This window comes from Bailinhaonella thermotolerans, from assembly GCF_003594875.1.
Classification (GTDB): Bacteria; Actinomycetota; Actinomycetes; order Streptosporangiales; family Streptosporangiaceae; genus Bailinhaonella; species Bailinhaonella thermotolerans.
This window is the reverse complement of the sequence record NZ_QZEY01000004.1, coordinates 393426-418353: the sequence shown is the minus strand read 5'-3', so window position 1 is coordinate 418353 and position 24928 is coordinate 393426. Positions and strand designations below refer to the sequence as shown.

At 74.8% G+C, this 24928-nt stretch carries 27 protein-coding genes, 1 pseudogene and 1 riboswitch; of the genes and pseudogenes, 15 read left to right on the top strand and 13 right to left on the bottom strand.

Annotated elements, in window-relative coordinates:
- Nucleotides 1-85: 85 nt before the first annotated feature.
- A complete protein-coding gene (locus tag D5H75_RS14400; RefSeq protein ID WP_119926928.1) occupies nucleotides 86-1222 on the bottom strand; it encodes a glycosyltransferase family 4 protein in 1137 nt (378 codons plus the stop codon).
- Nucleotides 1223-1361: 139 nt separating this feature from the next.
- Between D5H75_RS14400 and D5H75_RS14395 the strand changes: the two genes are divergently transcribed.
- The 3 genes from D5H75_RS14395 (at nucleotide 1362) to D5H75_RS14385 (ending at nucleotide 6861) form a co-directional block, all read left to right on the top strand.
- Nucleotides 1362-2213: a PIG-L family deacetylase gene (locus D5H75_RS14395; protein ID WP_119926927.1), complete on the top strand. Its 852-nt coding sequence runs from the start codon at nucleotides 1362-1364 to the stop codon at nucleotides 2211-2213.
- Nucleotides 2214-2229: 16 nt separating this feature from the next.
- A complete protein-coding gene (locus tag D5H75_RS14390; RefSeq protein ID WP_119926926.1) occupies nucleotides 2230-3291 on the top strand; it encodes a lysylphosphatidylglycerol synthase transmembrane domain-containing protein in 1062 nt (353 codons plus the stop codon).
- Between the two features lie 69 nt (nucleotides 3292-3360).
- Nucleotides 3361-6861, top strand: coding sequence for an ATP-binding protein (locus D5H75_RS14385; protein ID WP_119926925.1), 3501 nt, complete (start codon nucleotides 3361-3363; stop codon nucleotides 6859-6861).
- 17 nt (nucleotides 6862-6878) lie between these two features.
- Here the strand turns inward: D5H75_RS14385 and D5H75_RS14380 are convergent, their stop codons facing one another.
- Complete coding sequence (locus D5H75_RS14380) at nucleotides 6879-7556, bottom strand: hypothetical protein (RefSeq protein WP_119926924.1); 678 nt, start codon at nucleotides 7554-7556, stop codon at nucleotides 6879-6881.
- Nucleotides 7557-7669: 113 nt separating this feature from the next.
- On the opposite strand from D5H75_RS14380, the gene D5H75_RS14375 reads away from it, so the two are divergent.
- Nucleotides 7670-8209: a methylated-DNA--[protein]-cysteine S-methyltransferase gene (locus tag D5H75_RS14375; RefSeq protein WP_202638141.1), complete on the top strand. Its 540-nt coding sequence runs from the start codon at nucleotides 7670-7672 to the stop codon at nucleotides 8207-8209.
- Nucleotides 8210-8276: 67 nt separating this feature from the next.
- Here the strand turns inward: D5H75_RS14375 and D5H75_RS14370 are convergent, their stop codons facing one another.
- The 6 genes and pseudogenes from D5H75_RS14370 to D5H75_RS44605 all read right to left on the bottom strand — a co-directional run.
- Entirely contained in the window at nucleotides 8277-9179 is a 903-nt protein-coding gene (locus tag D5H75_RS14370) for a YihY/virulence factor BrkB family protein (protein WP_242454233.1), read from the bottom strand.
- A gap of 37 nt (nucleotides 9180-9216) precedes the next feature.
- Nucleotides 9217-9489: a DUF4235 domain-containing protein gene (locus tag D5H75_RS14365; protein WP_242454232.1), complete on the bottom strand. Its 273-nt coding sequence runs from the start codon at nucleotides 9487-9489 to the stop codon at nucleotides 9217-9219.
- Nucleotides 9486-10388 carry a DUF3618 domain-containing protein gene (locus D5H75_RS41535; protein WP_202638140.1) on the bottom strand — a complete coding sequence of 301 codons (903 nt, stop codon included), beginning with the start codon at nucleotides 10386-10388 and terminating at the stop codon, nucleotides 9486-9488. The genes D5H75_RS14365 and D5H75_RS41535 overlap by 4 nt, the downstream gene beginning before the upstream one ends.
- Nucleotides 10385-10783 carry a phage holin family protein gene (locus tag D5H75_RS14355; protein WP_119926922.1) on the bottom strand — a complete coding sequence of 133 codons (399 nt, stop codon included), beginning with the start codon at nucleotides 10781-10783 and terminating at the stop codon, nucleotides 10385-10387. The genes D5H75_RS41535 and D5H75_RS14355 overlap by 4 nt, the downstream gene beginning before the upstream one ends.
- A gap of 130 nt (nucleotides 10784-10913) precedes the next feature.
- Complete coding sequence (locus tag D5H75_RS44740; protein ID WP_479688592.1) at nucleotides 10914-11024, bottom strand: ATP-binding protein; 111 nt, start codon at nucleotides 11022-11024, stop codon at nucleotides 10914-10916.
- A 79-nt stretch (nucleotides 11025-11103) separates the two neighbouring features.
- Nucleotides 11104-11184 (bottom strand): annotated as a pseudogene (locus D5H75_RS44605) (hypothetical protein); the annotation flags it as partial.
- On the opposite strand from D5H75_RS44605, the gene D5H75_RS14345 reads away from it, so the two are divergent.
- From D5H75_RS14345 to D5H75_RS14335, 3 genes are all read left to right on the top strand, one after another.
- Nucleotides 11183-11902, top strand: a complete 720-nt coding sequence (locus D5H75_RS14345) for a DUF5753 domain-containing protein (protein ID WP_147425146.1) — start codon at nucleotides 11183-11185, stop codon at nucleotides 11900-11902. The pseudogene D5H75_RS44605 and the gene D5H75_RS14345 overlap by 2 nt on opposite strands.
- A 59-nt stretch (nucleotides 11903-11961) precedes the next feature.
- Nucleotides 11962-12171 carry a DUF397 domain-containing protein gene (locus tag D5H75_RS14340; protein WP_119927128.1) on the top strand — a complete coding sequence of 70 codons (210 nt, stop codon included), beginning with the start codon at nucleotides 11962-11964 and terminating at the stop codon, nucleotides 12169-12171.
- Nucleotides 12172-12306: 135 nt separating this feature from the next.
- Nucleotides 12307-12519 carry a DUF397 domain-containing protein gene (locus D5H75_RS14335; RefSeq protein ID WP_202638138.1) on the top strand — a complete coding sequence of 71 codons (213 nt, stop codon included), beginning with the start codon at nucleotides 12307-12309 and terminating at the stop codon, nucleotides 12517-12519.
- 122 nt (nucleotides 12520-12641) lie between these two features.
- Here the strand turns inward: D5H75_RS14335 and D5H75_RS14330 are convergent, their stop codons facing one another.
- Nucleotides 12642-13001: an ArsR/SmtB family transcription factor gene (locus D5H75_RS14330; protein WP_119926919.1), complete on the bottom strand. Its 360-nt coding sequence runs from the start codon at nucleotides 12999-13001 to the stop codon at nucleotides 12642-12644.
- A 66-nt stretch (nucleotides 13002-13067) separates the two neighbouring features.
- A riboswitch (cobalamin riboswitch) is annotated at nucleotides 13068-13232 on the top strand.
- 31 nt (nucleotides 13233-13263) lie between these two features.
- Between D5H75_RS14330 and D5H75_RS14325 the strand changes: the two genes are divergently transcribed.
- From D5H75_RS14325 to D5H75_RS14310, 4 genes are read left to right on the top strand one after another with little or no spacing between them, the layout of a single operon-like run.
- Nucleotides 13264-13947 carry an energy-coupling factor ABC transporter permease gene (locus D5H75_RS14325; protein ID WP_119926918.1) on the top strand — a complete coding sequence of 228 codons (684 nt, stop codon included), beginning with the start codon at nucleotides 13264-13266 and terminating at the stop codon, nucleotides 13945-13947.
- On the top strand, nucleotides 13944-14507 hold the full coding sequence (locus tag D5H75_RS43010) for an energy-coupling factor ABC transporter substrate-binding protein (protein WP_119926917.1): 564 nt from the start codon (nucleotides 13944-13946) through the stop codon (nucleotides 14505-14507). The genes D5H75_RS14325 and D5H75_RS43010 overlap by 4 nt, the downstream gene beginning before the upstream one ends.
- Before the next feature lie 3 nt (nucleotides 14508-14510).
- Nucleotides 14511-15251: a cobalt ECF transporter T component CbiQ gene (cbiQ, locus tag D5H75_RS14315; protein WP_119926916.1), complete on the top strand. Its 741-nt coding sequence runs from the start codon at nucleotides 14511-14513 to the stop codon at nucleotides 15249-15251.
- Nucleotides 15248-16075, top strand: a complete 828-nt coding sequence (locus D5H75_RS14310) for an energy-coupling factor ABC transporter ATP-binding protein (RefSeq protein WP_202638137.1) — start codon at nucleotides 15248-15250, stop codon at nucleotides 16073-16075. Before cbiQ ends, D5H75_RS14310 begins: the two co-directional genes overlap by 4 nt.
- A 113-nt stretch (nucleotides 16076-16188) precedes the next feature.
- Here the strand turns inward: D5H75_RS14310 and D5H75_RS14305 are convergent, their stop codons facing one another.
- A complete protein-coding gene (locus D5H75_RS14305; RefSeq protein ID WP_119926915.1) occupies nucleotides 16189-16638 on the bottom strand; it encodes a tetratricopeptide repeat protein in 450 nt (149 codons plus the stop codon).
- A gap of 236 nt (nucleotides 16639-16874) precedes the next feature.
- Between D5H75_RS14305 and D5H75_RS14300 the strand changes: the two genes are divergently transcribed.
- The 4 genes from D5H75_RS14300 (at nucleotide 16875) to D5H75_RS14285 (ending at nucleotide 21653) form a co-directional block, all read left to right on the top strand.
- Nucleotides 16875-17564, top strand: a complete 690-nt coding sequence (locus D5H75_RS14300; protein WP_119926914.1) for a DedA family protein — start codon at nucleotides 16875-16877, stop codon at nucleotides 17562-17564.
- A 110-nt stretch (nucleotides 17565-17674) separates the two neighbouring features.
- Nucleotides 17675-19159 carry an Nramp family divalent metal transporter gene (locus D5H75_RS14295; RefSeq protein ID WP_119926913.1) on the top strand — a complete coding sequence of 495 codons (1485 nt, stop codon included), beginning with the start codon at nucleotides 17675-17677 and terminating at the stop codon, nucleotides 19157-19159.
- A gap of 242 nt (nucleotides 19160-19401) precedes the next feature.
- Nucleotides 19402-20370 (top strand): radical SAM protein, encoded by a 969-nt coding sequence (locus D5H75_RS14290; RefSeq protein ID WP_119926912.1) that lies wholly within the window; start codon nucleotides 19402-19404, stop codon nucleotides 20368-20370.
- Between the two features lie 287 nt (nucleotides 20371-20657).
- Complete coding sequence (locus tag D5H75_RS14285) at nucleotides 20658-21653, top strand: C40 family peptidase (protein WP_119926911.1); 996 nt, start codon at nucleotides 20658-20660, stop codon at nucleotides 21651-21653.
- A gap of 26 nt (nucleotides 21654-21679) precedes the next feature.
- On the opposite strand, the gene D5H75_RS14280 is transcribed toward D5H75_RS14285, so the two are convergent.
- From D5H75_RS14280 to D5H75_RS14270, 3 genes are all read right to left on the bottom strand, one after another.
- On the bottom strand, nucleotides 21680-23197 hold the full coding sequence (locus tag D5H75_RS14280) for a class I adenylate-forming enzyme family protein (RefSeq protein WP_119926910.1): 1518 nt from the start codon (nucleotides 23195-23197) through the stop codon (nucleotides 21680-21682).
- 78 nt (nucleotides 23198-23275) lie between these two features.
- Complete coding sequence (locus D5H75_RS14275) at nucleotides 23276-24088, bottom strand: TrmH family RNA methyltransferase (protein ID WP_242454231.1); 813 nt, start codon at nucleotides 24086-24088, stop codon at nucleotides 23276-23278.
- On the bottom strand, nucleotides 24085-24897 hold the full coding sequence (locus D5H75_RS14270; protein ID WP_202638136.1) for a DUF4184 family protein: 813 nt from the start codon (nucleotides 24895-24897) through the stop codon (nucleotides 24085-24087). The genes D5H75_RS14275 and D5H75_RS14270 overlap by 4 nt, the downstream gene beginning before the upstream one ends.
- Between the last annotated feature and the right edge of the window lie 31 nt (nucleotides 24898-24928).

The following is a 24928-nucleotide window of genomic DNA, read 5'->3' as shown; positions in this document are numbered from 1 at the left end:
GGCCCCCATTCCGGGGGTCGTTTACCCTCTGTTAATCGCTAATCACACGTGGTGATGAATCCGCCGGGCGCCGCGCGGCGGGCGGTCACAGCGCCGCGCCGGAGCGGGCCCGCGCGAGGGCGCGCTCGGCCGCCTCGGCGTAGCAGCGCTCGAAGCCGTCGAGCACTGCCGGCCAGCCCGCGGGCGACGGCTCGGTGGCGCGGTTGTGCGCGGCGATCCGGGAGCGCAGCTCCCCGTCACGGGCCAGCCGGGCCACGGCCTCCCCGAGCCCGCGCAGGTCGGACGCCAGCAGGCCCTCGCGCCCGTGCCGGACGAAGTCGGCGACGCCGCTGGACTCGCGCGCCACGACGGGGACGCCGGCGGTGCGGGCCTCCAGCGCGGCCAGCCCGAAGGACTCCAGCGGGGCCGGGGCCACGAACACGTCGGCCTCGGCGAGCAGGCCCCGGATCTCCTCCCGGCTCAGCCGCCCCGGCAGCGACACCCAGCCGTCCAGGCCGCGGGCGCGCACCTGGCGCTCCACGGCGGGGCGCGCGGGGCCGTCGCCGACGATCGTGGCGCGCATCGGGATCGCGGCGGGGACCCCGCGGCGGGCCACGTCGAGCAGGCGGACCAGCCCGATCGGCTGCTTGCGCGGCGCGAGCCGGCCGACGGCGACCACGTGGACGCCCTCGTGCGGCGGCGGGGGCTCCCCCTCGGGCCGCCACTGCGACAGGTCCAGCCCGTTCGACACGACGTGCACCGGGACCCCGCGCCCCGCCGTACGCCGGATGGGGCGCGCGGCGGCCTCGCTCACGGCGGTGGCGACCACGCCCCAGCGGGTCCAGCGCAGCAGGCCGTCGAGCGTGCGGTAGAGGCGCTGGGTGGCGGGGTCCCACATGCTGTGCACGGTGACGACCGTGGGCAGCCCGGCCTCGACCGCGCTGCGCACCCCCTGCCAGGCGAACGGCGACACCGCGCCGACGTGGCAGTGGACGACGTCGGGACGGCGCCGGCGGAACAGCCGCAGCAGGTGGAAGCCGCCGCGCGGGTGGACGGGCAGCTCGAACGGCAGCGGGGCGGTGATCCGGTGCACCGGCACCCGGTCGTGGGCCGCGCCGGGGGTGGCGGTGGCCACCTCGACCTCGTGGCCGGCCTCGGACTGCACCCGCACCAGATCGCCGACCTGCACCTCGATCCCCCCGAGGCGCGGGAGGAAGCAGTCGCTGACGTGGAGGATCTTCACTTGTCGTCCCGCTCGGAGTCCCTCGTGGAGTCCCTGCTGGATTCCCGCGTCCGGTCCCGCGTCCGGTCCCGGCCGTCTGGTTCGCGCACGTGTGAGTCCCCCCAGTGATGATCCAGTCGGAACATGCGATCATTGGCCAGTGTCGCGCACCTGTGTATTCTTTCACGCCCATCCGGACGACGAGGCCCTGCTCACGGCGGGGACGATGGCCCGGCTGGCGGCCGAGGGGAACCGCGTGGTGCTCGTCGTGGCCACCGCCGGAGAGCGGGGGCTGGCGGCCGAGGACTCCACGGGGGGCCGGTCGCTGGGCGAGGCGCGGATGGCCGAGCTCCACGCCTCCGCCGACGCCCTCGGGGTCGCCCGGGTCGTCCCGCTCGGCTACTCCGACTCCGGCCTCGCGGGCCCCGGCGAGGAGCACGAGCGCCCCGCGGACGCGTTCATGGACGCCAACGTCGAGGAGGCCGCGCGCAGGCTCGCCGCGATCCTCGACGAGGAGAAGGCCGACCTGCTGACGATCTACGACCCGGCGGGGGGGTACGGCCACCCCGACCACGTGCAGGTCCACCGGGTCGGGGTGCGGGCGGCGGAGCTGGCGGGCACGCCGACCGTGCTGGAGGCGACCGTGGACCGCGACCTGCTGCTGCGGGGGCTGCGCCTGCTGTCGCGCGTCTACCGGCTGCCGCCCGAGTTCGACATCCGCGCGTTCGAGCGGGCCTACACGCCGCGCTCGCGGATCACCCACCGGATCAAGGTCGGCCGGTACGCCAAGGCCAAGCGCGCCGCGATGGCCGCGCACGTCACCCAGACGACGGGCGGGGACGGAGAGCGCACCCTCGCCGCGCTGCTGCGCATCCCCGGGCCGCTGTTCCGCCTGATCATGGGCACTGAGTGGTACGTCCGCAGGGACGCGGCCCCGGGCACGAGGCTGGACGACCCGTTCGCCCCGCCGCCCGGCGTAGGATCGAAAGATCCGGAATCGGAGACGCACTAGGGCGGGGGCGCATCACGTGAAGTCGACCTGGGTCCGGGTGGTGCTCTCGGCCGCGTCACTCGCCTTGACCGTCGTCCTCCTGCTGTTCCTCCCCCGCTTCGTGGACACCACCTGGAGCGCGATCGGCGCCCAGTTCGGCCGGCTCGGCCCGGTGGACATCGTCCTCCTCGTGGTGTTCTGGCTGGCCAGCCTCCTGGCGTACACCTTCGTGATGACCGCGGGCCTGCCCGGCCTGACCCACGCGCAGGCGCTCACGCTCAACGGCGCGGGCAGCGCGGTGAGCAACGTGCTCCCGTTCGGCGGCGGCGTCGGCGTGGCCCTGACCTTCACCATGGCCCGCGGCTGGGGCCACCCGATGCGGTCGATCGTGGCCTACACGCTGGTCACGGGCGTGTGGAACACCCTGTTCCGGTTCATCCTGCCGGCGGTGGGCATCGTCTGCCTGGTCGCGGCCGGGCAGACCCCCAACGGGACCGTGACCTCCGCCGCCGTCGCCGGCGCGGTCTCGATCCTGGTGCTGGTCGCCGTGGTGGCGTCGGCCCTGTTCTGGCCGGGCGCGGCGCGGCTCCTCGGCCGCGTCCTGGACCGCCTGGCCCGGCTGCTCCCCCGCCGGATCCGGCCCGGCGAGCACGCCGCCTCCGAGGCCCTGGACCGGCTGCGCCAGAACACCGCCGACATCATCCGGACCCGCTGGCTCCAGCTCAGCCTGGGCATGACCGCGTTCCTCGGGTTCCAGGCCCTGCTGCTGGTCGTCTGCCTGCACGCGACCGGGTCGTACCCCGGGATCGCCCAGACGGTCGCGGCGTTCGCGCTCAGCCGCGTGCTCACGACGGCCCTGGTCACCCCCAGCGGGGCCGGCATCATGGAGGCCGGGACCGCCGGGTTCCTCGTCTCGATGGGGGTCGCCCAGGACTCCGCGGTGTTCGCCGCGCTGATCTTCGGCTTCTTCACCTACACCATCGAGATCCCCTTCGGCGCCCTCTGCCTCGGGGCGTGGGCGTTCCTGCGCCGCCGCAACCCCCAGCCACCCGCCCAGGACGACGAGACCCCCCATGCGCACCCCGCCTCCCGCCCCTGACCCCCGTGCTACGCGGGAACCCGAAACTCCTTGTGCGGGGTACGACGCCCGCATACGGTTGCGGCTGTCATGGTGACGTTCCGGGTGCTGGGTCCGATCGAGGCGTATTCGGGTGACGAAGAGCTCGACCTCGGCGGGCTGAGACAACGTGCGGTGCTCGGGCGGCTGCTGGTCGCGCGCGGCCACGTGGTCCCCGTCGACCTGCTGATCCACGACCTGTGGGCAGACGACGCGTCCCCGAACGCCCTGTCCGGCCTCCAGGTCTACGTGTCGCGCCTGCGCCGCGTGCTGGAGCCCGACCGGCCGCGGGGCGGGCAGTCCCGCCTGCTCGTGACCGTGACCTCCGGATACGCCCTGCGCGCGGGGCCCGGGCAGGTGGACGCCTGGCGGTTCGAGACGCTGGTGCGCTCGGCCGGGGAGCACCTGGAGGCGGGCGACCCCGCGCGGGCGATCGCCGACCTGGACACCGGGCTGTCCCTCTGGCACGGCACGCCGTACGGCGGGTTCGCCGACCTGCACTGGGCCGAGGCCGAGGTCAACCGGCTGACCGAACTCCGCCTGGTGGCCCGCGAGCGCCGCGCCGACGCCGGGCTGCGGCTCGGGCTGCACGCCGAGACCGTGACCGACCTGGAGGGCTACACCACCGAGCAGCCGCTGCGCGAGGAGGGCTGGCGGCTGCTCGCGCTCGGGCTGTACCGCTGCGGGCGGCAGGGCGACGCGCTGGCCGCGCTGCGCCGCGCCCGCGCGATCCTGTCGGAGGAGCTCGGCATCGACCCGGGCCCGGCGCTGCGCCGCCTGGAGAGCGACATCCTCGCCCAGGACCCCGGCCTGGACCTGCCCAAGCGCCCCGATTCGGGCCGATCCGGAATACCTGCCGTGACCACGGGTAAGCCTGCCGCGGATGCGGCTGCCGCGGCCGGGCCGGGAGGTACGGCCGGCGCGAACATGGCTGGCGCGCCGGGTCCGGCGGGGCACCTGGAGCCCGCCGCGGCGGCCGTACCTTCACTTTCCGAGCCCTCCGCGGAGATGGACCCGCCGGAGGCGCCGCACGAGCCGTTCCTCGGCCGCGAGCCGGAGATCGAGCGGCTGATGGACGCGGCGCGCGCCTCGGCGTCGGGGCGGCTGACGATCGCGCTGGTCAGCGGGGACGCCGGGGCCGGGAAGACGACGCTCACCCAGCAGCTCGCGGCGCGGCTGTCCCGGTACGGCTGGCTCACGGCGTTCGGCAACTGCCCGGACAGCAGCGCGACGCCGCCGGGCTGGGCCTTCGTGGAGCTGCTGCGCGGGCTGGTGTCCCAGCGCGGCCCCGGGGAGTACGCCCGCCTGCTGGCCCCGCTGCTGGACGACACGGCCGCGGGCGCGGACGAGGACCAGGTGGCCGGCGGCTACCGGCTGCACCGGGCGGTCGGCGGATACCTGGCCGCCGTCGCCCGCGACACCCCGCTGCTCATCGCGCTGGAGGACCTGCACTGGGCCGACGACCAGACGCTGGCCCAGCTCCGCAGCCTGCCCACCGTGCTCGCGTCCAGCCGGGTCATGCTCGTGGCGACCTACCGCGACAACGAGCTCAACGACCGGCAGGCCGACGCCCTGGCCGCGCTCGCCCGGCAGGCCCCGGTGCGCGTGGGGCTGGCCGGGCTCGCCCCGGCGGCGGTCGCCGAGCTGGTGCGGGCGATCTGCACGCACGAGGTGGACGAGGCCGCCGTCGCGACGATCATGGAGAAGACCGGCGGGAACCCGTTCTTCGTCCGGGAGACCGCGCGCCTGCTCGACTCCGAGGCGGTCGGCCACTCCACGGCCGCCGCCACCCAGGTCATCTCGCGGGTGCCGTCCGGCGTGCGCGACGTCCTGCGCCGGCGCATCGCCCGGCTGCCGCAGAGCGCCCAGTACATCCTGCTCCAGGCCGCGGTGATCGGCCGCGACGTGGACGTGGACGTGCTGGTGGACGTCACCGGCGACGAGGACGCCGTGGTGGACGCGGTCGAGGCGGGCCTGCTCGCCGGGCTGATCACCGAGCCGGGGCCCGGGCGGCTGCGGTTCGACCACGACCTGGTCCGCGACACGCTGTACGGCGACGCCTCGCGGCTGCGGCGGTCGCGGCTGCATGGCCACATCGCCGCCGCGATCGAACGGCGCAGCCCGGGGGACGTCGCCGCGCTCGCGCACCACTTCGACGCCGCGGGCACCGCCGACACCGCGCCCAAGGCCCTGCACTACTCCCGGCTGGCCGCCGAGCTGGCCGAGCGCCGGTTCGCCCACCGGGAGGCGGCGACGCTGTGGCGGCAGGCCATCGACGCCTTCGACCGCGATCCGGCCAGGCCCGACGGCGAGGAGGGCGTGCGCGCGCGTCTCAAGCTCATGCTGTCGCTGATCCGCGCGCTCGCGCTCGCCGGGGACATGGCCGCCGCGCGCAGCTTCCGGCGCGAGGCGATGGAGGCGGCGGTGCCGCTGCGCGACAAGGAGCTGACCGCGCGGGTCATCGCCTCGCTCGCCGTACCCCACAAGGGGATCAGCCGCGACCTCGGGCAGACCGCCTGGGACATCGTGGACGCCACCGAGAAGGCGCTCGTCGAGCTGCCCACCGGCGAGGAACGGCTGCGCGCCAGCCTGCTGGCCACCCTCGCCCTGGAGCTGGAGGGGTCGGCGGGCGACCGGGGCCTCGCGGCGTCGCTGGAGGCCGAGGAGCTGGCCCGCCGCACCGGGGACCCGCAGGTCCTGGCGCTGGCGCTGAGCGGGCGGCTGCGCCAGTCCTACGTCATCCCGGCGGTCGAGGAGCGCGAGACGATCGGGCGCGAGCTGCTGGAGGTCGGGGAACGCTCCGGCCAGGTCGCCGTGAGCGCGCTGGCGCACCTGGTGCTGATGGAGTGCTCGGCCGCGCGGGGCGACTTCGCCGCCGCCGACGAGCACGTGGCCGCCGGGGAGCGCCTGGCCAAGCAGTACGACCTGCCCGCCCCGGCGGCGGTCGGCGCCTGGTACTCCGGGCAGAAGCTCATGATCGAGGGGCGGTACGCCGAGGCCGAGCGGGCCTACCGGGAGGCGGCGCGGCTCACCGCCAAGGCGGGCATGCTCGAAGGCCGCCAGGACCTCCCGCTGATCACCACGTTCTGCCTGCACCTCGTGGCGGGACGCGCGGACGAGATGGCCGAGCCGCTGGCCGAGGCCCACCAGCGCGGCGCCAAGTGGACGACGGACGCCTACGCCCTCGCCCTCGCGGCGGCGGGCCACCTGCCGGACGCGCGGGCGATCGCCGCCTCCCGGCCGCCGGTGCGCCCGGACTTCCTCTACGAGCTGGTGATGACCTGGCGCGCGCTGGCCGGGATGAGGCTGGGCGACCGCGCCCGCATGCAGGAGGCCTACGACACGCTCACTCCGTTCGCCGACCGGATCGCCGGCGCGGGGACGGGGGTGGTGGCGCTCTGGCCGGTGGCCGAGACGCTGGGCGACCTGGCCGTCCAGCTCGGGCTCGCCGAGCAGGCGCGGGAGCACTACCGGAAGGCGCTGGCGGTGGCCGAGCGGGTGGGCGTGCCCCGCTGGATCGACTCCGCCCGCTCCCGCCTCCAGGCGGTCTAGCCGGTCCGCTCCGGGAGCTAGCAGGTCACCAGGAACTTGTGGCCGGTGCGGGCGACGGCCTCTGCGGGGGCGGCTATCTCGATGTCCACGCGGTACCAGCCGGGGTTGGCGCCCGTGGGGGCGTCCCAGCGGACGGGCATCGCGCGGACGCCCTCGGGGAGGCGGAAGCCGCGCCCGCCGGAGGCCGTGTAGGTCTCCCACTCGCCGGTGACGGAGTTGCGGCGGAGCAGGCGCCAGCCGTACCGGACGTCGGTGACCGGCGCGGGCGCGGTGATGAGGCTGCGGACCCGGCGGGAACTCGCGCAGGCCGGCTCGGCCTCGGTGCGGGGCGCGGTCGCCCAGGTCACGCAGCGGCCCTTGACCAGCGGGCACGGGCCGGGCGCGCTCTCCGCGGCCTGCTCGGCGAAGCCGCGGGCGGCGGGGACGGCGGGGACGGACCGCTCGCTCCGCGCCGTCACGCTCCCGGACGTCGCGGCCCCGGAGGCGGTGGTGCCGGAGGCGGCGGTGCCGGAGGCGGGGGCCCTGAAGGCGGGAGCGCTCTCGGGCGCGGGGGACGACAGCGTGAGGTGCTGGGTGGTCTCGGCGCCGCGGACGTCCTGGAAGCCGAGGTACGCCCCGGCGAACGCCAGGCTGGCGATCGTCAGCTTGCCGGCCTGCGCGGCCGCCGTCGCGAGCGGTCCTCTGGCGGTCCCCATCGCGATCCCCTCCGTTCCGTGTCCCCTCCGGTGTACGCGGTCCCGCTTGCCGCCCTCTTACGCGCGACTTGCAGACGCCCGTCGGCGGGGTCTCGGTTCGGTAGGCTTTTCCGGTGGACACCGTGGCATTCGGGACGATCGACTCGCCCGTGGGGACGATCCTGGTCGCGCTCACCGAGCACGGTCTGGCCGCCACCTCCTTCGACGCGACCCCGGAGGACCGCGCCCGCGTCCTGGCCCGCCTGCGGCTGCCCGAGGTGCGCGACCCGGTCCGTACGGCCGAGGCGGAGGCGCAGGTCGCGGCCTACTTCACCGAGCCCACGCGGTTCACGCTCCCGCTCGACTGGCGCGGGGCCTCGCGCGTGCAGCGGTCGGTGCTGACCACGCTCTTCGAGACCGTCGGGTTCGGCCGCACCGTGACGTACGGCGAGCTCGCGGCCCGGGAGGGGTCCGGCGTGCCCGCCCGCGCCATCGGGTCGATCATGGGCGCGAACCCGATCCCGCTGGTCGTCCCGTGCCACCGCGTCGTCGCGGGGAACGGCCTGGGCGGTTTCAGCGGCGGCGAGGGCGTCGAGGTCAAGCGGTGGCTCCTCACCTACGAGGGCGCCATCCCGGCCACCCTCGACTGGGACCCCGCCGCCCTCCACCCCTAGCGCGCCCGCGCCGGCGTCCCGCGGCTCCCCGGGCGGAACCCCGCGCGCGGTTCCGCCCGGGGGCCGTTCAGCTCTCGTCGAGGCCGTCCGTGGACTCCATCTTCCGGGTGTCCCGGGGCTCGGCGTACGGCTCCGCGGCGGGCGGCAGGCCCTCCTCGATGCGGCGCCCGCGCTCCAGTTCGGCGTCGAGTTCGGCGCCGAGCAGGATGACCATGTTCGACAGCCACAGCCAGACGAGGAACACGACCACCGTGGCGAGCGCGCCGTACGTCTTGTTGTAGGAGCCGAAGTTGGCCACGTAGATCGCGAACCCGGCGGAGACGACCACCCACAGCACCACGGCGAGCAGCCCGCCGGGCGTGAGCCAGCGCCAGCCGGGCTGGCGCACGTTCGGCGCGGCCCAGTACAGGATCATGATCATGCCCGCCGCCAGCAGGGCGAGGACGGGCCACTTGACCACGTTCCACACCGCGACCACGCCCGTGCCGATGCCGGCCACCTCCCCGGCGAGCCCGGCCAGCCGCCCGGTGAGCGCGACGGCCGCCGCGCTGACCGCCATCAGCACCACGAGCAGGAGCGTCAGCCCGACCCGCAGCGGGGTCAGCTTCCAGAAGGGACGCCCCTCCTCGATGTCGTAGATCGCGTTCGACGCGCGGATGAACGCCGCCACGTACCCCGACGCCGACCACAGCGCGACGAGCAGGCTGACCACGGCCACGAGCCCGGCGCTCTGCGCGCTGGACCGCTGCACGCTGGTCAGGCCGGTGCGCAGCATCTCGTGCACCGGCCCGGGGGCGATGCCGCGCAGGTTGTCGAGCATGGGGGTGATGAGGTCGCCGCCGAACAGGCCGAGCAGCGACACCAGGACCAGCAGCGCCGGGAACACCGACAGGACCGCGTAGTAGGTCAGCGCCGCCGACCAGTCCGGGAGGCTGTCCTCACGGAACTCGCGCACCGTGCGCCGGAGCACGCCCAGCCATGATCTCGCGGGGAGTTCGAGGGGTCGGTCAATCGCCTGGCCAGTGTCCGGTAAGTCGCTCATAGCCCTTCATGCTGCTCCGGTCGACCGCCGCCCTGACGACGCCGAAGATCGCTCCCTCGATCGCCGCGGCGAGCAGGATCTGGCGCCAGCCGTACTCCTGCTGCGCGGGGCTGGGGGCGTCCTCCTGGCCTGCGGCGAGCTTCCACACCTGACGGAAGATGAGGCCCGCGAGCATGCCGGAGAGCATGCCGGACACCATGCTCACGGGGCGCATCATCAATGTGCTCTTCTTCTTCACCCGTTTCTCCTGCTCCTTCGTCTGCGGACGAACCGGGTGACGACGACCGCGCCGAGGACGGCCGCGACCGCGCCCACCCAGGCGGGGCGGTTGCGGACGGCGCGCTGGGCGGTCTCGCCGGCCTGCTCGCGGACGAGGTGGGTGGCGGCCTTGGCCTGCTCCCCGGCCTCGTGCGCCTTGCGGGACGCGCGGCCCTTCACGTCCGCGCGGCCGGCCAGCGCCTCGACCGTGTCGCCCAGCTCGTCGCGGGTCTCGGCGATGTCACGCCGGATCTCGTCCGGGCTCTCGGGTTCCTTCCTCCCCCGGTCCACCTTGGCGCGCGTGGCCGTACGGCCGGGGGCGTGGCCCTCCTCGCGCGCCTGCCCGGCCAGCCGCGCCTCGGCGTCCCGGCGGGCCTGGACCGGGGTGGGCGCCCCGACCGGGTCGGGGGCGTGACCGCGTGCCCCGCCCACCGCCTCGCCCGGGCCCTGGAGGGGCGGCGCGCCGGGTCCGGTCGTCTCGTGACCGCCGCTGGTACGGGCGGGGCCGGGGTCGTCCTTGTCGAGGTGCGAATACGCCGGGGCCCCGAAGAGCTCCCGGTGCGCCTTCTCGGCCAGCGGCGCCCCCTCGGGCGTCCGGGGGACCCGCGGGCCGACGTGCTCCGGCTCCAGCGGCTGCCCGGCGTCGGGCGGGGGGACCACCGAGCCCATGCCGGCCGGGGGCCGCACGCGCCCGGGCTGGCCGGCGCCCTTGGTGCCCTCGGGGCTCTGCTCGTCCCTGGGCTGCTCGCCGACGGGCTGACGCCGTTCGCCGATCAGGCCGGGGTGGGTGATGCCCGACGCGCTGACGGGGCCGGGCGTGGAGTCCGCGCCCGTGTCCTCGGGCTCGGCCGTCTGCCTCTGGTCTGGGTCTCGGTTCATCTGCGCGCCCTCTGCTTCACCACGTCGATATCGGTCTTGACGTTGCGCATGGTCTCGTCGGGGGTCGGCGGCACCGCCCGCTGCACCTGCTTCTTCGCGGCCATCGCCAGCCCGCCGGCGACCAGCAGCAGCACCACGCCCACGATCAGCGCGGACACCCACGCCGGCAGGACCAGCGCCAGCAGGAGGATCACCGCGGCCACCAGCGCGAGCCCGCCGTACAACGCGAGCACCCCCGCGCCGCCGGCCATCCCGGCCCCCAGGCCCGCCCGCTTGCCCTTCTCCTGCATCTCCAGCCGGGCGAGGCGCATCTCGTCCTTGACGAGTCGGGAGACCTGCTCCGACAACTGGCTGATCAGTTGCCCGGTCGTCATCTCCTCGGATTGACGCGTCATGACTCGCCTCCCTTCTCCCTGTCCCGAACCGGCTACCCGCCCAGACCGCCCCTAACCGGACACCCCCCACCCCCAAAGAACACCCCACGTCAGCCGGGCGGCCATAGCGGGCAAGCGCCAAGGTCTCCGTTCAGCGGCCCACCTCGAACCACGTCTTCCAGCCCGCCCCGAACTCCTCGGCCCCCCAGCGCCCGGAAAGCGCCTCCACCAGCAGCAGCCCCCGCCCGCCCTCCTCCCCCACGCACCCCTCCCCCCACCCGCGGCGCCGTCACCGCGCCCCCGAGATCGAGCACCTCGACCCGGACCCGCTCCCCCTCCGCGTCCACCCGTACGGACACGGTCCCGCCCGCCGCCCCCGACTCCGTATACCGAATCGCGTTCGCGATCAGCTCCCCCGCCATGAGCACGATGTCCCCCACCACCTCCCGATCAGCCCCGCCCCCGACCAGCCCCAAGGACACCGCGGCGCTTCTCGACGTCTACCAGGTGGACGCAGGCGACCGGTCGGAGCTGCTTGAACTCGCGCGCACCGGACGCCGCAAGGGCTGGTGGACGGCGTACGGCGACCTGCTGCCCGAGTACGCGACCTACATCGGGCTGGAGGCCGAGGCCACGTTCATCCGGAGCTTCGACGCGGTCACCATCAACGGGCTCATGCAGACCGAGGACTACGCACGTGAGATCATCCGGTCTGCGGTGATGGGCCTCAGCTCACCCGCCGAGGTTGAGCGGCGGGTCAAGGTGCGGATCACCCGACAGAGCGTGGTGACCAGGGATGACGATCCTCTCCGGCTATGGAGCGTGATAGACGAGCACGCCCTGCGGCGCCCGGTCGGTTCTCCTCAGATCATGGAGGCGCAGTACGCCAAGCTTCTGAAGATGACGGAGCGAGACAACGTCGGGGTCCAGGTTCTGCCAGCTTCCGTCGGAGCTCATCCGGGAACGGCCGGAATGTTCACGATTCTGGAGTTCGGTGAACTTCGCGATCCCGACGTCGTCTACGTGGAGGCCATGACGAGTAGCCTGTTCGTGGAAAGTGACCCCGACGTCTACATGCACGCGCTCGCATTCGATCACCTGCGCTCCAAGGCGATGTCGCCCGAGGAGTCACCACCTTGATACGGCGGCTCCTGAGGGAAGCCTCAGGCAAGAGTGGTTCCGGTTAGGGAGTGGACTACGTGGACCCGATTCACGTGAACTGGCGAAGGAGCAGCCACAGCGGCAGTGGCGCCAACTGCGTCGAGGTCGCGGTCGCGGACCGCCGCGGGCTCGCGCCATCGCACCTCGTACGGGACTCCAAGGATCCCCGAGGCGGGGTCCTCAGCTTCACTCCGGGCGAGTGGCGGGCGTTCCTCGACAAGGTGAAGCACGGCGACGCGACGGCCTGAGGCCGCCCAGCCAGCGGCAAAAGCCGCGACCGCTTTACTGACCGCGGCAGAACGGCGGGGCTTTCGCACGGATGTGCGGGTAGCGGCCGTCATGGCGTTCACGAACGGGCCTCCTGGGAGAAAGTGGGCGAACAAGTGGACGGTTCTGGTCTCATCTGGAGCAAGAGCAGCTACAGCGGCGAAGGCGCCAACTGCGTCGAGGTCGCCACGGCCGCGGATCACCGGGGGCTCGGGCGGCTGCACCTCACACGGGATTCCAAGGACCCTCAGGGCGGGGTCCTCAGCTTCACTCCGGGCGAGTGGCGGGCGTTCCTCGACAAGGTGAAGCACGGCGACGCGACGGCCTGAGGCCACCGCTACGGCCGACCCCGCGACCGCTCTCCCACGCTCGGCAGGGCGATGGGGTGCGTATCTGCGGAGAGCCATCCATATGCGTTGGTAGCGGTGGGTGACCCTGTCGGCGGTGAGGATCAGAGGGGGTGGTCTACGGTTCTGGATAGGAGGTCTTCGATGGTTTTGTCGGAGATGGCGTATTTGACCAGGCGGCCTTCTCTGTCGGCTCTCACCACGGATTGGGCTCGCAGGAGGCGGAGGGCGTGGCTCACGGCGCTGTCGGCCATGCCGGTGGCGGCGGCCAGGTCGGAGACGCACATGCCGGGGACGGCCCGCAGGCAGAGGAGGAGTCTGAGGCGGTTGGGGTCGGCCAGCAGGCCGAAGATCTCGGCGGCCCTTCTGACCTGGGAGTCCTCCGCCAGGGCGCCGATGGCCTCGCAGACCTCCTCGGGCGCGATGATGCGGGAGTCCAGCCGGTCGGCGGGGATTCGGTGCACCGCGTTCCGTCCCTTCGTCTGCGGGTCTGTTCAGATATTCAACCTTGTCGGCCCTCGCGCGCCGTACTAGTCTCACAGGGCCGTGGTGTCGGGAAGCCGGTGTGAGACCGGAGCGGCCCTCGCCACTGTGATCGGGAAGTTCGGCCCCATCGACGCCACTGGGCAACCGGGAAGGCGGGGCCGGGCGTTCGACCCGTCAGCCAGGAGACCGGCCACGGCACGTTCGTCCATCCACGAGGTGCTGGAAAGGGCCTGACCCGGCATGCATATCGCCGAGGGATTCCTCCCTCCCATCCACGCGGCGGCGTGGACCGTCGCCGCCGCCCCGTTCGTCGTCCACGGCGCGAGGGCGCTCACCCGGCAGGTGCGTGAGAAACCCGAGGGACTGCTGCTGCTCGGGGCCGCGGGCGCGTTCTCGTTCGTGCTCTCCGCGCTGAAGATCCCGTCGGTGACCGGGAGCAGCTCACATCCGACCGGGACCGGGCTGGGGGCGATCCTGTTCCGGCCGCCGGTCATGGCGGTGCTGGGCACGATCACGCTCGTCTTCCAGGCGCTGCTGCTCGCGCACGGCGGGCTGACCACGCTCGGCGCGAACGCGTTCTCCATGGCGGTCGCCGGGCCGTGGGCCGGATACGCCGTCTACCTGCTCGCCCGCCGCCTCGGCGGGAGCCTGGGCACGGGCGCGTTCCTCGGCGCGTTCGCCGCCGACCTGTCCACCTACTGCGTGACCAGCGTGCAGCTCGCGCTCGCGCACCCCGACCCGAGGACCGGCTTCGCGGGCGCGCTCGCCGAGTACGGCGCCGTCTTCGCGGTCACCCAGGTCTGGCTGGCGATCGCGGAGGGCCTGCTGACCCTGCTGGTCGTACGGCTGCTCGCCCAGTCCAGCCGCGCCGAACTCGTGAACCTGGGCGTGGACGTGCCGGCCGTGAAGGAGGCCAAGGCGTGAAGGCGAGCACCCGCACGAACCTGCTGATCCTGCTGGCCGTGGCCGTGGTCGCCGTGCTCCCCCTGGCCATCGGGGCGGGCGACGGCATGGAGGAGCCCTTCGCCGGAGCCGACGCCCAGGCCGAGACCGCGATCGCGGAGAACCGCCCCGGCTACGAGCCCTGGTTCTCGCCCCTCTACGAGCCGCCGTCCGGCGAGATCGAGTCGGGTCTGTTCGCCCTCCAGGCCGCGGTCGGCGCCGGGATCGTCGGCTACTACTTCGGGGTGGTCCGCACCCGCCGCCGCCTCACCTCCGCCGGCACGTCCGCCTCCGCCGGCACGTCCGCCTCCGCCGACGCCACCGCCTCCACGGGCGCGACCGTGCCCTCCGGCGCCGCCGGGTCCAGCGGCACGGCCGGGTCCAGCGGCATGGCCGGGTCCAGCGGCACGGCCGGGTCCAGCGGCTCCGCGGCGGCCGCCGAGCCCGCCGGGCCGTACGGCTCGCGCGGGGCGGGCGCGGCGCCGTACCCCGGTGAGGGCGCCCGGGGAGGCGGCCCGGACGGCGGGACGCGGGAAGGCTGACGCGTGCTCGCGATCGACGCCGCGGCCTACCGGTCGCCGTGGCGGCACCGGCATCCCGGCGATAAGGCGGTCCTGGCGTTCGGCCTGCTCGGGGCGGCGGTGGCGCTTCCGCCGTGGCCCGGCGCGGTGATCGTGGGCGCGGTCGCGCTGGGCCTGCTGCTGGGCCCGGCCCGCGTCCCGGCGCGGCAGGTGTGGCGCAGCGGGCGCGCCCCGCTGGGCTTCGCGATCACCGGGGTGCTCCCGCTGCTGGTGTCGGTCGGCGGGCCCGGCGGGTTCGTCACGGCCACCCCGGGCGGCCCGCGCGACGCGGCCCTGGTGCTCGCGCGCACCGTGGCGGCCGGGCTCGCGCTGCTGCTGTTCGCGTTCACGACGCCGCTGGCCGAGGCGCTGCCCCGGCTGACCCGGCTCGGCGTGCCCGCGCCCGTGGTGGAGGTGGCGTCGCTGACGTACCGGATGGTGTTCACCCTGCTCGACACGGCCGGCCAGATCCGGCGGGCGCAGGCGGGACGGCTCGGGTACGCCTCGCGGCGGGCGGCGCTGCGCTCGCTGGCGGGGATCGCGGGGGCGCTGTTCACCCAGGCGTTCGCGCGGGCGCAGCGGCTGCAGCACGGGCTCACCGGGCGCGGGTACGCCGGGTCGCTGCCGGTGCTGGCGGACGGCGCGCGGATCGACGGGCGGTTCGTCTCGCTGTCGGCGGCCCTGGTCGCGGCGGTGGTCGCGGTCACCCTGGCGGTGGGGGCGTGAGCCTGGCCGCCGTGCGCGTGCGGCACGCGTACGACGGCGGCCCCGCCGTGCTCGACGACGTGAGCCTGGAGATCGCCGAGGGGCGCGCGACCGCGCTGCTGGGGCGCAACGGCTGCGGCAAGACGACGCTGCTGCGCGTCCTCACCGGGGGCCTGCGTCCGGCCGGCGGCGAGGTGCGGCTGGACGGCCGTCCCGTGGCGTACGGCAGGCGCGGGCTGACCGCGCTGCGCACGGCGGTGCAGCTCGTCCTGCAGGACCCCGACGACCAGCTCTTCTCCGCCTCCGTCGCCCAGGACGTGTCGTTCGGGCCGCTCAACCTGGGGCTGCCGGAGGCCGAGGTGCGCGCCCGGGTCGCCGGCGCCCTGGCGGCGCTCGACATCGCCGGCCTGCGCGACCGGCCCACCCACCAGCTGTCGTACGGCCAGCGCAAGCGCGTCGCGATCGCCGGCGCGGTGGCGATGCGCCCGCGCGTGCTGGTCCTCGACGAGCCCACGGCGGGCCTGGACCCGGCGGGCGTGGAGTCGCTGCTGGTCACCCTCGGCGGCCTGCGCGGGGCGGGCACGACGGTCGTGATGGCCACGCACGACGTGGACCTGGCGTACCGCTGGGCCGACGACGCCGCGATCTTCGACGGGCCGCTGCTGCGCACCGGCCCCGCCCGCGAGCTGCTGGCCGACGACGACCTGCTCACCCGCGCCCGCCTCCGCCCCTCCTGGGCGTGCACGGCGGGACGGCTCCTGCGCGCCCACGGCCTGCTGCCGGACGGGCCGTTCCCGGCGACGCCCGAGGAGCTGCGCGCCGCCGTGCCGTCGCCGGGAGGCTGAGCCACGCCCGGCCGGGAGGCTGGGCAGCGCCCGGCCGGAGGGGTCACGCCGTGCCCGGCCGGGGGAGTCCCGTCGCGTCCGGCCGGACGGTCAGGCCGTGCCCGGCCGGACGGTCAGGCCGTGCCCAGCCGGTCGGCGAGGTTCGCCAGGCCCTGCCTGATCATGCGGCCGTAGCCGTCGTCGGGGAGCGCGTCCGCGGCGGCCAGGCCCCGGCGCAGGTGGTCGCGGGCGCGGCCGAGGTCGCCGAGCCGGTGGAGGACGTCGCCCAGGTTGAGGTGCAGCGACGGGTAGAAGGCGGCGACCTGGCCGGTCGCCCCGGCGCGCCTGGCCCGCTCGTCGGTGATCGAGTCCGCCGCCTCCAGCGCGCGCAGGTCCCAGGTCAGCTCCTCGCGCGGGTCGTCCTGGAGGTCGGCCATCGCGTGCGCGAGCGCGCAGCGGTGCAGGGGATCGGTGAGCTCGTCCCAGAGCTCGCCGAGGAGACGGCGGGCACCGTCGCGGTCGCCCCGATGGCCGAGCGCCGTCGCCGCGCCGATCCGTTCCATGATGGGGTCGGGCGCGGTCATACGGCCTCCAGGGCGAGCGTGGTCATGCGGTTCCCCGGCGGGCGTGGAAGCCGGGACGCCGGCGAGCGTAGCGCCCGGCTCCGACAGGATCGGCGGCACCGGCGGCATCGGCGGCACCGGCAGGACCGGCGGGGCCGGTGGGAATCCGCACGTGCGCCGATGCCCGAGGGGTGTTCCGGGATAAGGTAAGGCTGACCTAATATCTGGAGTAAGCGGACAAACCGAGGGGGCGCGGGATGAACAACGACATACTCCCGGCGCTCGCCGCGCCCGAGGCGAACGACACCTTCTGGGGCATGCCGCTCTGGCTCGGGCTCATCGTCGCCGTGCTGATCATCTTCGGGCGGGGGCAGGCCTACTACTGGGCCGGGCGCGGACTCGGGCTGAAGCTGTACGCCTCGCGGCTCGGGCGCAGGATCGGCGAGGAGCGGATCCGCAAGGTCGAGGACATCGTGCGCAAGCGCGGCGCCGTCGCGGTCTTCGGGGCGCACTGGGTGGCCGGGTTCCGGCACGCCATCCCGGTCTGCGCGGGCGTGATCCGCATGTCCTACCCCTGGTACCTCCTGGGGAGCGCCCTCGGCTCGCTCATCTGGACTCCGCCGTGGGTCGTCGGCGGATACGCCGTCGTCTGGGGCTGGCTCAAGCTCCTGGCCGAGTCCCCCGCGGCCGCCGCCGCGACCGTCCTCCTCCTCGCCGCCCTGATCACGGGCCTCGTCCTGTGGCGCCGCCGCCGCGCCGCCCGCGCCGCGTCCGCCGCCGCCCCGGCCGCCCCGGCCGCCCCGGCCGCCGAGGACCACGCGGACGCCGTACGGCATGACGCGGACCACGCGGGCGCCGTACCGGCCGGGGAGCGGGCCGACGGCGTACGGCATGACGCGGACGGGCTCCCGGACGGTACGCGGGACGAGACCTCGCGCGCCCGTTGAAGGGCTGAACGCCGGCACCACGTTTCCTGACCGGTCACACGCGCCCCTTGCCCCGCGCGTGATCGAGGATCATTGTCGAGGGTGACCCACCTCACACCGGAGGTGCCCCCATGACGCAGTCGCATCCGCTCGGGGTCAGCCGGCCCGATCTCGCCGTCGCCGATCTGCCGGAGCCGGAGGAGGTCTTCAAGGTCCGGCGCATCGGGGCGAAGGAGCTGTTCCAGTACGCCGTGGGGCCCAGCCTGATCGCCCTCGGGATCTCCGTCGGCAGCGGCGAGTGGCTGCTCGGGCCACAGGCGGTCGGCAAGTTCGGGTTCATCGGGATCGGCTGGGTGATCCTGGTCTCGGCGATCCTGCAGACCTTCTACAACGTCGAGTGCTCGCGGTACGTCGTCGCGACCGGGGAGACGCCGGTCGTCGGGTGGGGGCGGGTGCCGCCGGGGTTCCGGTTCTGGGTGCCGGTCTCCGTCTTCGTGGTGATCTTCGCGTTCATCGCGGGCGGGTGGGCGGCCTCGGCGGGACAGGGCGTGTACGCGCTGGTCCACGGGGTCGCGCCGCCGAAGGGGGCCGAGGAGCCGCGGCTGTACGCCATCGGCCTGCTGGTCGTCGTCTTCCTGCTCACCGCCGCCGCCAAGCGCGTCAGCCGGGTGCTGGAACTGGCCAACTGGGTGATGGTCGGGACGATCCTGCTCGTCCTCCTGGTGATCGACCTGTTCGTGGTGCCGTTCTCGCTGTGGTGGGAGGCGATCCGCGGGTTCGTCACCCCGGCCGCGCCGCCCGCGGGCATCACGGCGACCGAGATCGGCGGGCTGGCCGGGTTCACCGCGCTCGCGTCGGGCCTCAACTGGTACGTCATGGGCCACTACCGGGACAAGGGGTACGGCATGGGCCACCGCGCCGGGTTCATCGCCGGGCTGCGGGGCGAGCGGCGCGAACTCCTGGCCAGCGGCGTGACCTTCCCCGACGACGAGGTGAACCGGGCCCGGTGGAAGCGGTGGTACCGGCTGCTGCTGGTGGACATGTGGGGCGTGTTCTTCGTCGGCGCGATCCTGGGGATGCTGCTGCCGACCATCCTCATGGCCCACGCGGTGGAGACCTCGGGCCGCCGCCCGACGGCGGACGACGTGCCGACCTTCGTGGCGACCGTGCTGAACCAGGAGTACGGCGCCGCGATGTTCTACCTGATGCTGCTCATCGGAGTGCTGATCCTCTTCTCCACGCAGCTCGGGATCTTCGAGGCGATGGTCCGGGTCACGACCGACGCCGCGCACGCGACCAGCCCCCGGCTGCGCGCCCGGATCGAGGGGGACCCGCGCCGGTTCTACTACCCCTTCATGCTCGTGCTGCTCGTGGTGATCGCGGTGGTGCTGCACCTGGCCGTGCCGGTGTCGCTGGTGCAGTGGTCGGCGAACATGTCGAACCTGGGCGCGCTGATCTACCCGTTCCTGCTGATGTACCTGAACAGCAGGCTCCCGCGCCCGGCCCGGCCGCGTCCGTGGCACTACGTCGTGCTCGTCCTGAACTTCCTGTTCTTCGGGTTCTTCTTCGTGAACTTCATCGCCGACTTCCTCGGGGACCCGCTGATCACGTTCTGACCCGGGACTCGTTCCGGCCTTGGCCGTGTTCCGATCCTGGCCGCGTTCCGATCCTGGCCGCGTTCCGATCCTGGTCGCGTTCCGATCCGGGATCACGGGCGGACGGGGATCGCGGGCGGGACCGGGAGTCCGGGGCGGACCCGGGATCGCGATCCGGCCCGATCGCGGGCTGAGCTGGGATCACGTCCCCGGCCGGGGCGAACCGCTTGCCCGGGTAGTCGAAAACGTGTTCCACTGGGAGCATGCGGTGGGACGCGCTCGCGCTGGTGGAGGTCCGTGACGACCGGCCGCGGATCGAGCGGCAGGCGGTGGTGCGCGAGGCCGGCGACACCACGTTCTACGAGGTCAGGGCGCGCACGGCGATCGAGCGCGTGCCCTCCGGCAGCGGGCTGCCGCACGCCTTCGCGGTCAACCCCTACCGGGGCTGCGCCCACGCGTGCCGCCACTGCGGGGCGCGCGGCGGGCACCGCAGGCTCGGCCTGGACTCCGGGCGCGACTTCGAGACCCGGATCGCGGTGCGCACCGACGTGGCAGCGCGGCTGCGGGCCGAGCTGGCGCGGCGGCCCGGGATCTCCCTGGCCGTGGGCGTGACCGGCGACTGCTACCAGCCCGCCGAGGAGCGCTACCTCCTCATGCCCGGCGTGATCGCCGCGCTGCGCGACGCCGCCGTGCCGTTCACCGTGCACACCAAGAACCCGCTGGTCCTGCGGGACGCCGAGCTGCTGGCCGAGTGCCCGCTCGGGTCCGTCTCCGTCTCCGTGGCCTTCGTGGACGACCGGGTCCGCCGCGCCGTCGAGCCCGGCGCCCCCGCGCCCCAGCGCCGCCTGGAGCTCCTGGCCGAGCTCGCCGAGCGCGGCGTCGCCGTACACGCCCTCATGGCCCCGGTCCTGCCGCTGCTGACCGATTCGGGGGACCAGCTCGCCGCGACGGTCGGCCGGCTGGCCGCCGCCGGGGTGCGCTCGGTGAGCCCGATCGTGCTGCGGCTGCCGCCGGGCGCGCGCGAGGCGTACCTGTCCTGGCTGGAGGAGGCGCATCCGCGCCTGCTGCCGCGCTACGCCGACCTCTACGACCGGGCGGGCCGCCCCTCCCCCGCCTACGAGCAGCGCGTCCGGGGTGAGGTCGCGGGCCTGGCGCGGTTGTACGGCATGAGCCTGGACCGCCCGGCGCCGCCCCCCGCCCCGCCGGCCTTCCCGCAGCTCGCGCTGATCTGAGCCCGCGGCGCTCCAGCCGCGCCCGTTCCCGCGCGAATCCCTCCCACCCGGGCTCCGCGCGGCCGGTCCCGCCGTTGCCGATCCGGCCCGCGCCGACCCGGCGCACGCTGATGCGGCGCACGCTGATCCGGCCCGCGCCGATCCGGCGCGTACGGATCTAGACCCGGTCGGTCTACAACCAATGGGCAGAAAGCCCGCGAAAGCCGTACACCGCTTCCTACCATGACGGCTCAGCCGGGCCGCAGCCATGCGGACCGGGGGCCCGGCGGCACCGCGGAGGAGCGCGCATGAGGCGCTGGACGCTGCTGCTCGGCCTGCTGGTCACCCTGGCGGTCACCGCGCCGCTCACCCTGCCGCCCACCGCCGCCGTGCCGTACGGCGCGGCGCACGCCGACCCCGTGCGCGACCTGGAGTCGCAGGTGCGGGAGCTGAGCGACAAGGCGGAGGTCGTCACCGAGAAGTACAACGAGCGACGCCTGCACCTGCGCGCCGCCGAGGGCGCCGAGCGCGCCGCGCGGGATCGGCTGGCCGAGGCGGACCGGCTGCTCGCCGGCGCCCGCGAACGGCTCCGCGCGATCGCGCTCGCCCGCCACACGGGGATGCCGCCGCACCCGGTCATCGCCCTGATCGGCTCTCCCGGGACCGGCGCGGACACCGCCCTCCGCCGGGGCATGCTGGCGCGTTACGTGACCGAGGAGGAGACCGCGGAGCTGGCGGCGTACGAGTCGGCCGCGCGCGAGCGGGCCGCCGCCCGCGACCACCAGCACGCCAGGGCCGCCGAGATCGCCCGCATCACCGCCGACCTGGGCCGCAAGAAGCGCGACATCGAGGGGCTCCTCTCCCGGGCCCGCGCCCGCCTGGCCGACCTGCGCGCCCGGGGCGCCTCCCCGTCGTCCCCGCCGCGCGTCGCTCCCCCGCCCGTCAGTGGCGACGGGAAGGCCGCGACCGCCGTACGCGCCGCGCTGAGCCAGGTGGGCAAGCCGTACCGCTGGGGCCAGGCCGACCCCCGCGTCGGCTTCGACTGCTCGGGCCTCACCATGTGGGCGTACGCCCAGGCCGGGATCTCCCTGCCCCACTACACCGGCGCGCAGTACCGCATGGGGCGCAAGGTGGCCCGGTCCCAGCTCCGGCCGGGCGACCTCGTCTTCTTCTACTCCGACCTGCACCACGTCGGCCTCTACCTCGGCGACGGCACGATGGTGCACGCCCCCAGTTCCGGCCGCCGCGTCGAGGTCGTCACCATCGCCACCCGTCCCTACGCCGGCGCCGTCCGCGTGGCCTGACCCCCACCTTCCCGCCGTTGAAGGGGTCAGGGGGTGAGGAGGTGGAGGAGGGCGCGTTTGTCGGGCTTGCCGCTGGGGGTGAGGGGGACGGCGGAGACGGGGGTGATCGTGGCGGGGGCGCTGGCGGGGCCGAGGCCGGCGCGGACCAGGTCGGTCAGGGCCTCGGGGTCCGGGACGCGGCCGGGGGCCGGGACGACGAAGGCGTGGACGGCCTCGCCGGTCCGGGCGTCGGCGGCCCCCGCGACGTACGCCTCGGCGACGTCGGGGTGGACCGACAGCGCGCGCTCGATGGGGCCGGCGTGCACGGCGGACCCGTTGACCCGGATCACCTCGCGGACGCGTCCGGCCAGGTGGAGGTATCCGTCCTCGTCCAGGAAGCCCAGGTCGCCGGTGCGCAGCCGCCCGTCCCGCAGCACCGCGCGGGTGGTCTCCGGGTCCCCCCGGTAGCCCGCCATGAGGTACGGGCTCCGCACGTGGACCTCGCCGAGGCGGCCGGGCGGCAGCTCGCGGTCCGCCTCGTCCCGCACGGTCACCTCGACGCCGCGGTGCGGGCGGCCCACCGAGGACAGCACGCGGTCCGGTCCCCGGGCGATGTCCCCGGGGGTGAGCATGGCGATCGAGCCCGCCTCGGTCAGGCCGTACCCCTGGTAGACCACGGGTCCGAGGAGGTCCACGGCGGAGCGCAGGCGGGCGGGGCTGAGCGGCGAGCCCACGACCACCAGGGCGCGCAGGCTGCCGAGGTCGGCCGACCGCTCCCGGAGCCGGTCGAGCATGCGCCGCAGCCCGGGCACGGTGGTGACCGCCCCGCTGATCCGGTGCCGCTCGATCGCGTACGGCAGCAGCGGCCCGTCATCGTCGACCGGGATCACCGCGGTGCCGCCGCCGAGCAGGCACGGCGCGAGGAACTCCATGATCACGGTGCTCGCGAAGGGGCCGGTCAGGAGGTACCGACCGAAGGACGCGGCGAACTCCGCGGCCAGCGGCGACCACGTGCGCGGCTGCCAGGCCCAGTGCGCGGTGAGCGCCCCGTAGGTCGTCGCGCACCCCTTGGGCCGCCCGGTGCTCCCGCTGGTGAACATCACCATGGCCGCGTCGTCCCGCCGCGCGGTCACCGTGATCTCCCCGCCGCCGGGCCCCGCCAGCAGGTCGCGCGCCCCGCCGTACGGCCCGAGGGCCAGCAGCGGGACCGGCCCGGCGGCGGCGAGCACGTCGGGCATCGCGGACGCGGGGTCGAGGAGGAGGGCGCCGATCCCCGACCGGAACACGTGGGGCAGCCGCGCGGCGGGGAATCCGGGCCGCAGGGCGACGACGGCGCAGCCCAGGGTGTGCGCGGCCAGGTGGGCGGCGAACGCCTCGGGCGTCACCCCGGTGCGCACGGCGAGGGCCGAGCCGGGGCCCAGCCCGGCCTCGCGCAGCCCCCGGGCGATCCGGGCGGTCAGCTCCAGCACCTCGCCCCGGCTGACGACGCGGTCGCCGTGCTCGAAGGCCGGACGGCGGGGGTCGTCGCGCAGCGCGGCGAGCAGCGCGTGGGGGAAGAGGTCCATCTCCGGCTCCTCCGGGGTCTCTCCTTGGAGATACCACCCAGAGGCCCCTCGCATGCGCCCTGTAATCAACCGGTAACGCTAGTCCTCCCCCGCCACAAGGCTGTGGCAGGCGATGGCCGCCGCCGCGACCACGTTGAGCGAGTCCACCCCCATCGCCATGGCCCGCTCGCTCATCGGGATGCGCACCGCCCGGTCGGCCTCCCGCAACCACCGCGAGGACAGCCCGTCCCCCTCGGAGCCGAGCATCAGCGCGGCCCGCTCCCCCATCCCCACCGCGTCGATCGGCTCCGCCGCCCGGTTCGGCGTGAGCGCGAGCAGCGTGAACCCGGCCTCCCTGACCTCCTCCAGCCCGGCGTACCAGTTGGTCATCCGGGCGTACGGGATCGCGAAGACGGCGCCCATGGAGACCTTGACCGCTCTCCTGTAGAGAGGGTCGGCGCAGCGCGGGGACAGGATGACCGCGTCGACGCCGAGAGCGGCCGCGCATCTGAATATGGCGCCCACGTTTCCATGATCTACAAGGTCTTCGAGGATCAGGATGCGGCGGGCGGGGGCGAGGAGGGCGGGGACCGCGGGGAGGGGGAGGCGGGACATGGAGGCCAGGGCGCCGCGGTGGACGGCGAAGCCGGTGACGGCCTCGGCGACCTCCTCGGGCACGACGTACTTGGGGACGTCCAGGTCGGCGAAGGCGGGCAGGCGGCGTTCGGTGAGCATGAGGGCGCGCGGCGGGTAGCCGGTGGCCAGGGCGCGGCGGATGACCTTCTCGCCCTCGGCGATGAACAGGCCGTGCTCCGCCTCCAGGCTCTTGCGCAGCTCGACCTCGCGCAGGCGGGCGAAGTCGGCGAGCCGGGGGTCATCGGCCGAGGTCACATGGGTCACGTTGGGCGTCACGGAGAACTGAATCTACTCGCTCCCGCCGCAACCCGCTCCCGCCGGCGGCCGCGGGCGAGGCGCCACCCCCACCACGCGGCGCAGTACGCCAGGGCGGCCACGGCCGCGGCGTCGATCGCGACCACGGCGGCGTCCTCCAGGCGCTGCCCGTCGGCGACGTACCCGAACCCCGCGAGCGCGCCGTACAGCGCGCCCGCGAGCCCGGCCAGCGCGAACGCGGTGAGAACGCTCCAGCGCAGGGCCGCCGGCAGGACGGGCGGGACCTCCCGGGGCGGCGTCCGGCGCAGGCGGCGCAGGGCCCACCAGCCCACGGCGGCCAGGCCGAGCAGGCTCGACCCGTGCTGGAGCACCTGGAAGACCGCGCTCGTCCGCGGGGTCTCCAGCTCGGCGAACTCCATCCCGTCCCCGTGCGTCACCCCGTCCCAGACCACGTGCGTCACCGCCCCGAGCGCCAGCGAGGCGTACACCCACCACACCCGCGCCGCCGCCCGCGCGAGCGACCGCCCCCGGGGGCCCCGCAAAGCCGAGACCGCGTCACGGGGGGCGGGCACGCGGGCGCGCGCGGCGGGCGGGAGCAGGTCGAGGAGCGGGCGGCGCAGGGCGACCCGGAACACCGCGAGCAGGGCCAGGCCCAGGACCACGTCGTACGTCAGGGACCCCGCCGCGCTGTGGGTGAGGTACCGCAGATCGTCGCGATCGACGAAGTACGGCAGGTCGGGCACGACCGATCCCGCCACGAGGGCCCCCGCCACGAGGGGCCCGCGCGCGAAGGGGATGACGGCCGCGGGATGGGCGAGGGTGAACGGCACGCGGGCTCCTTCCGTCGATAGGAGACGCCCG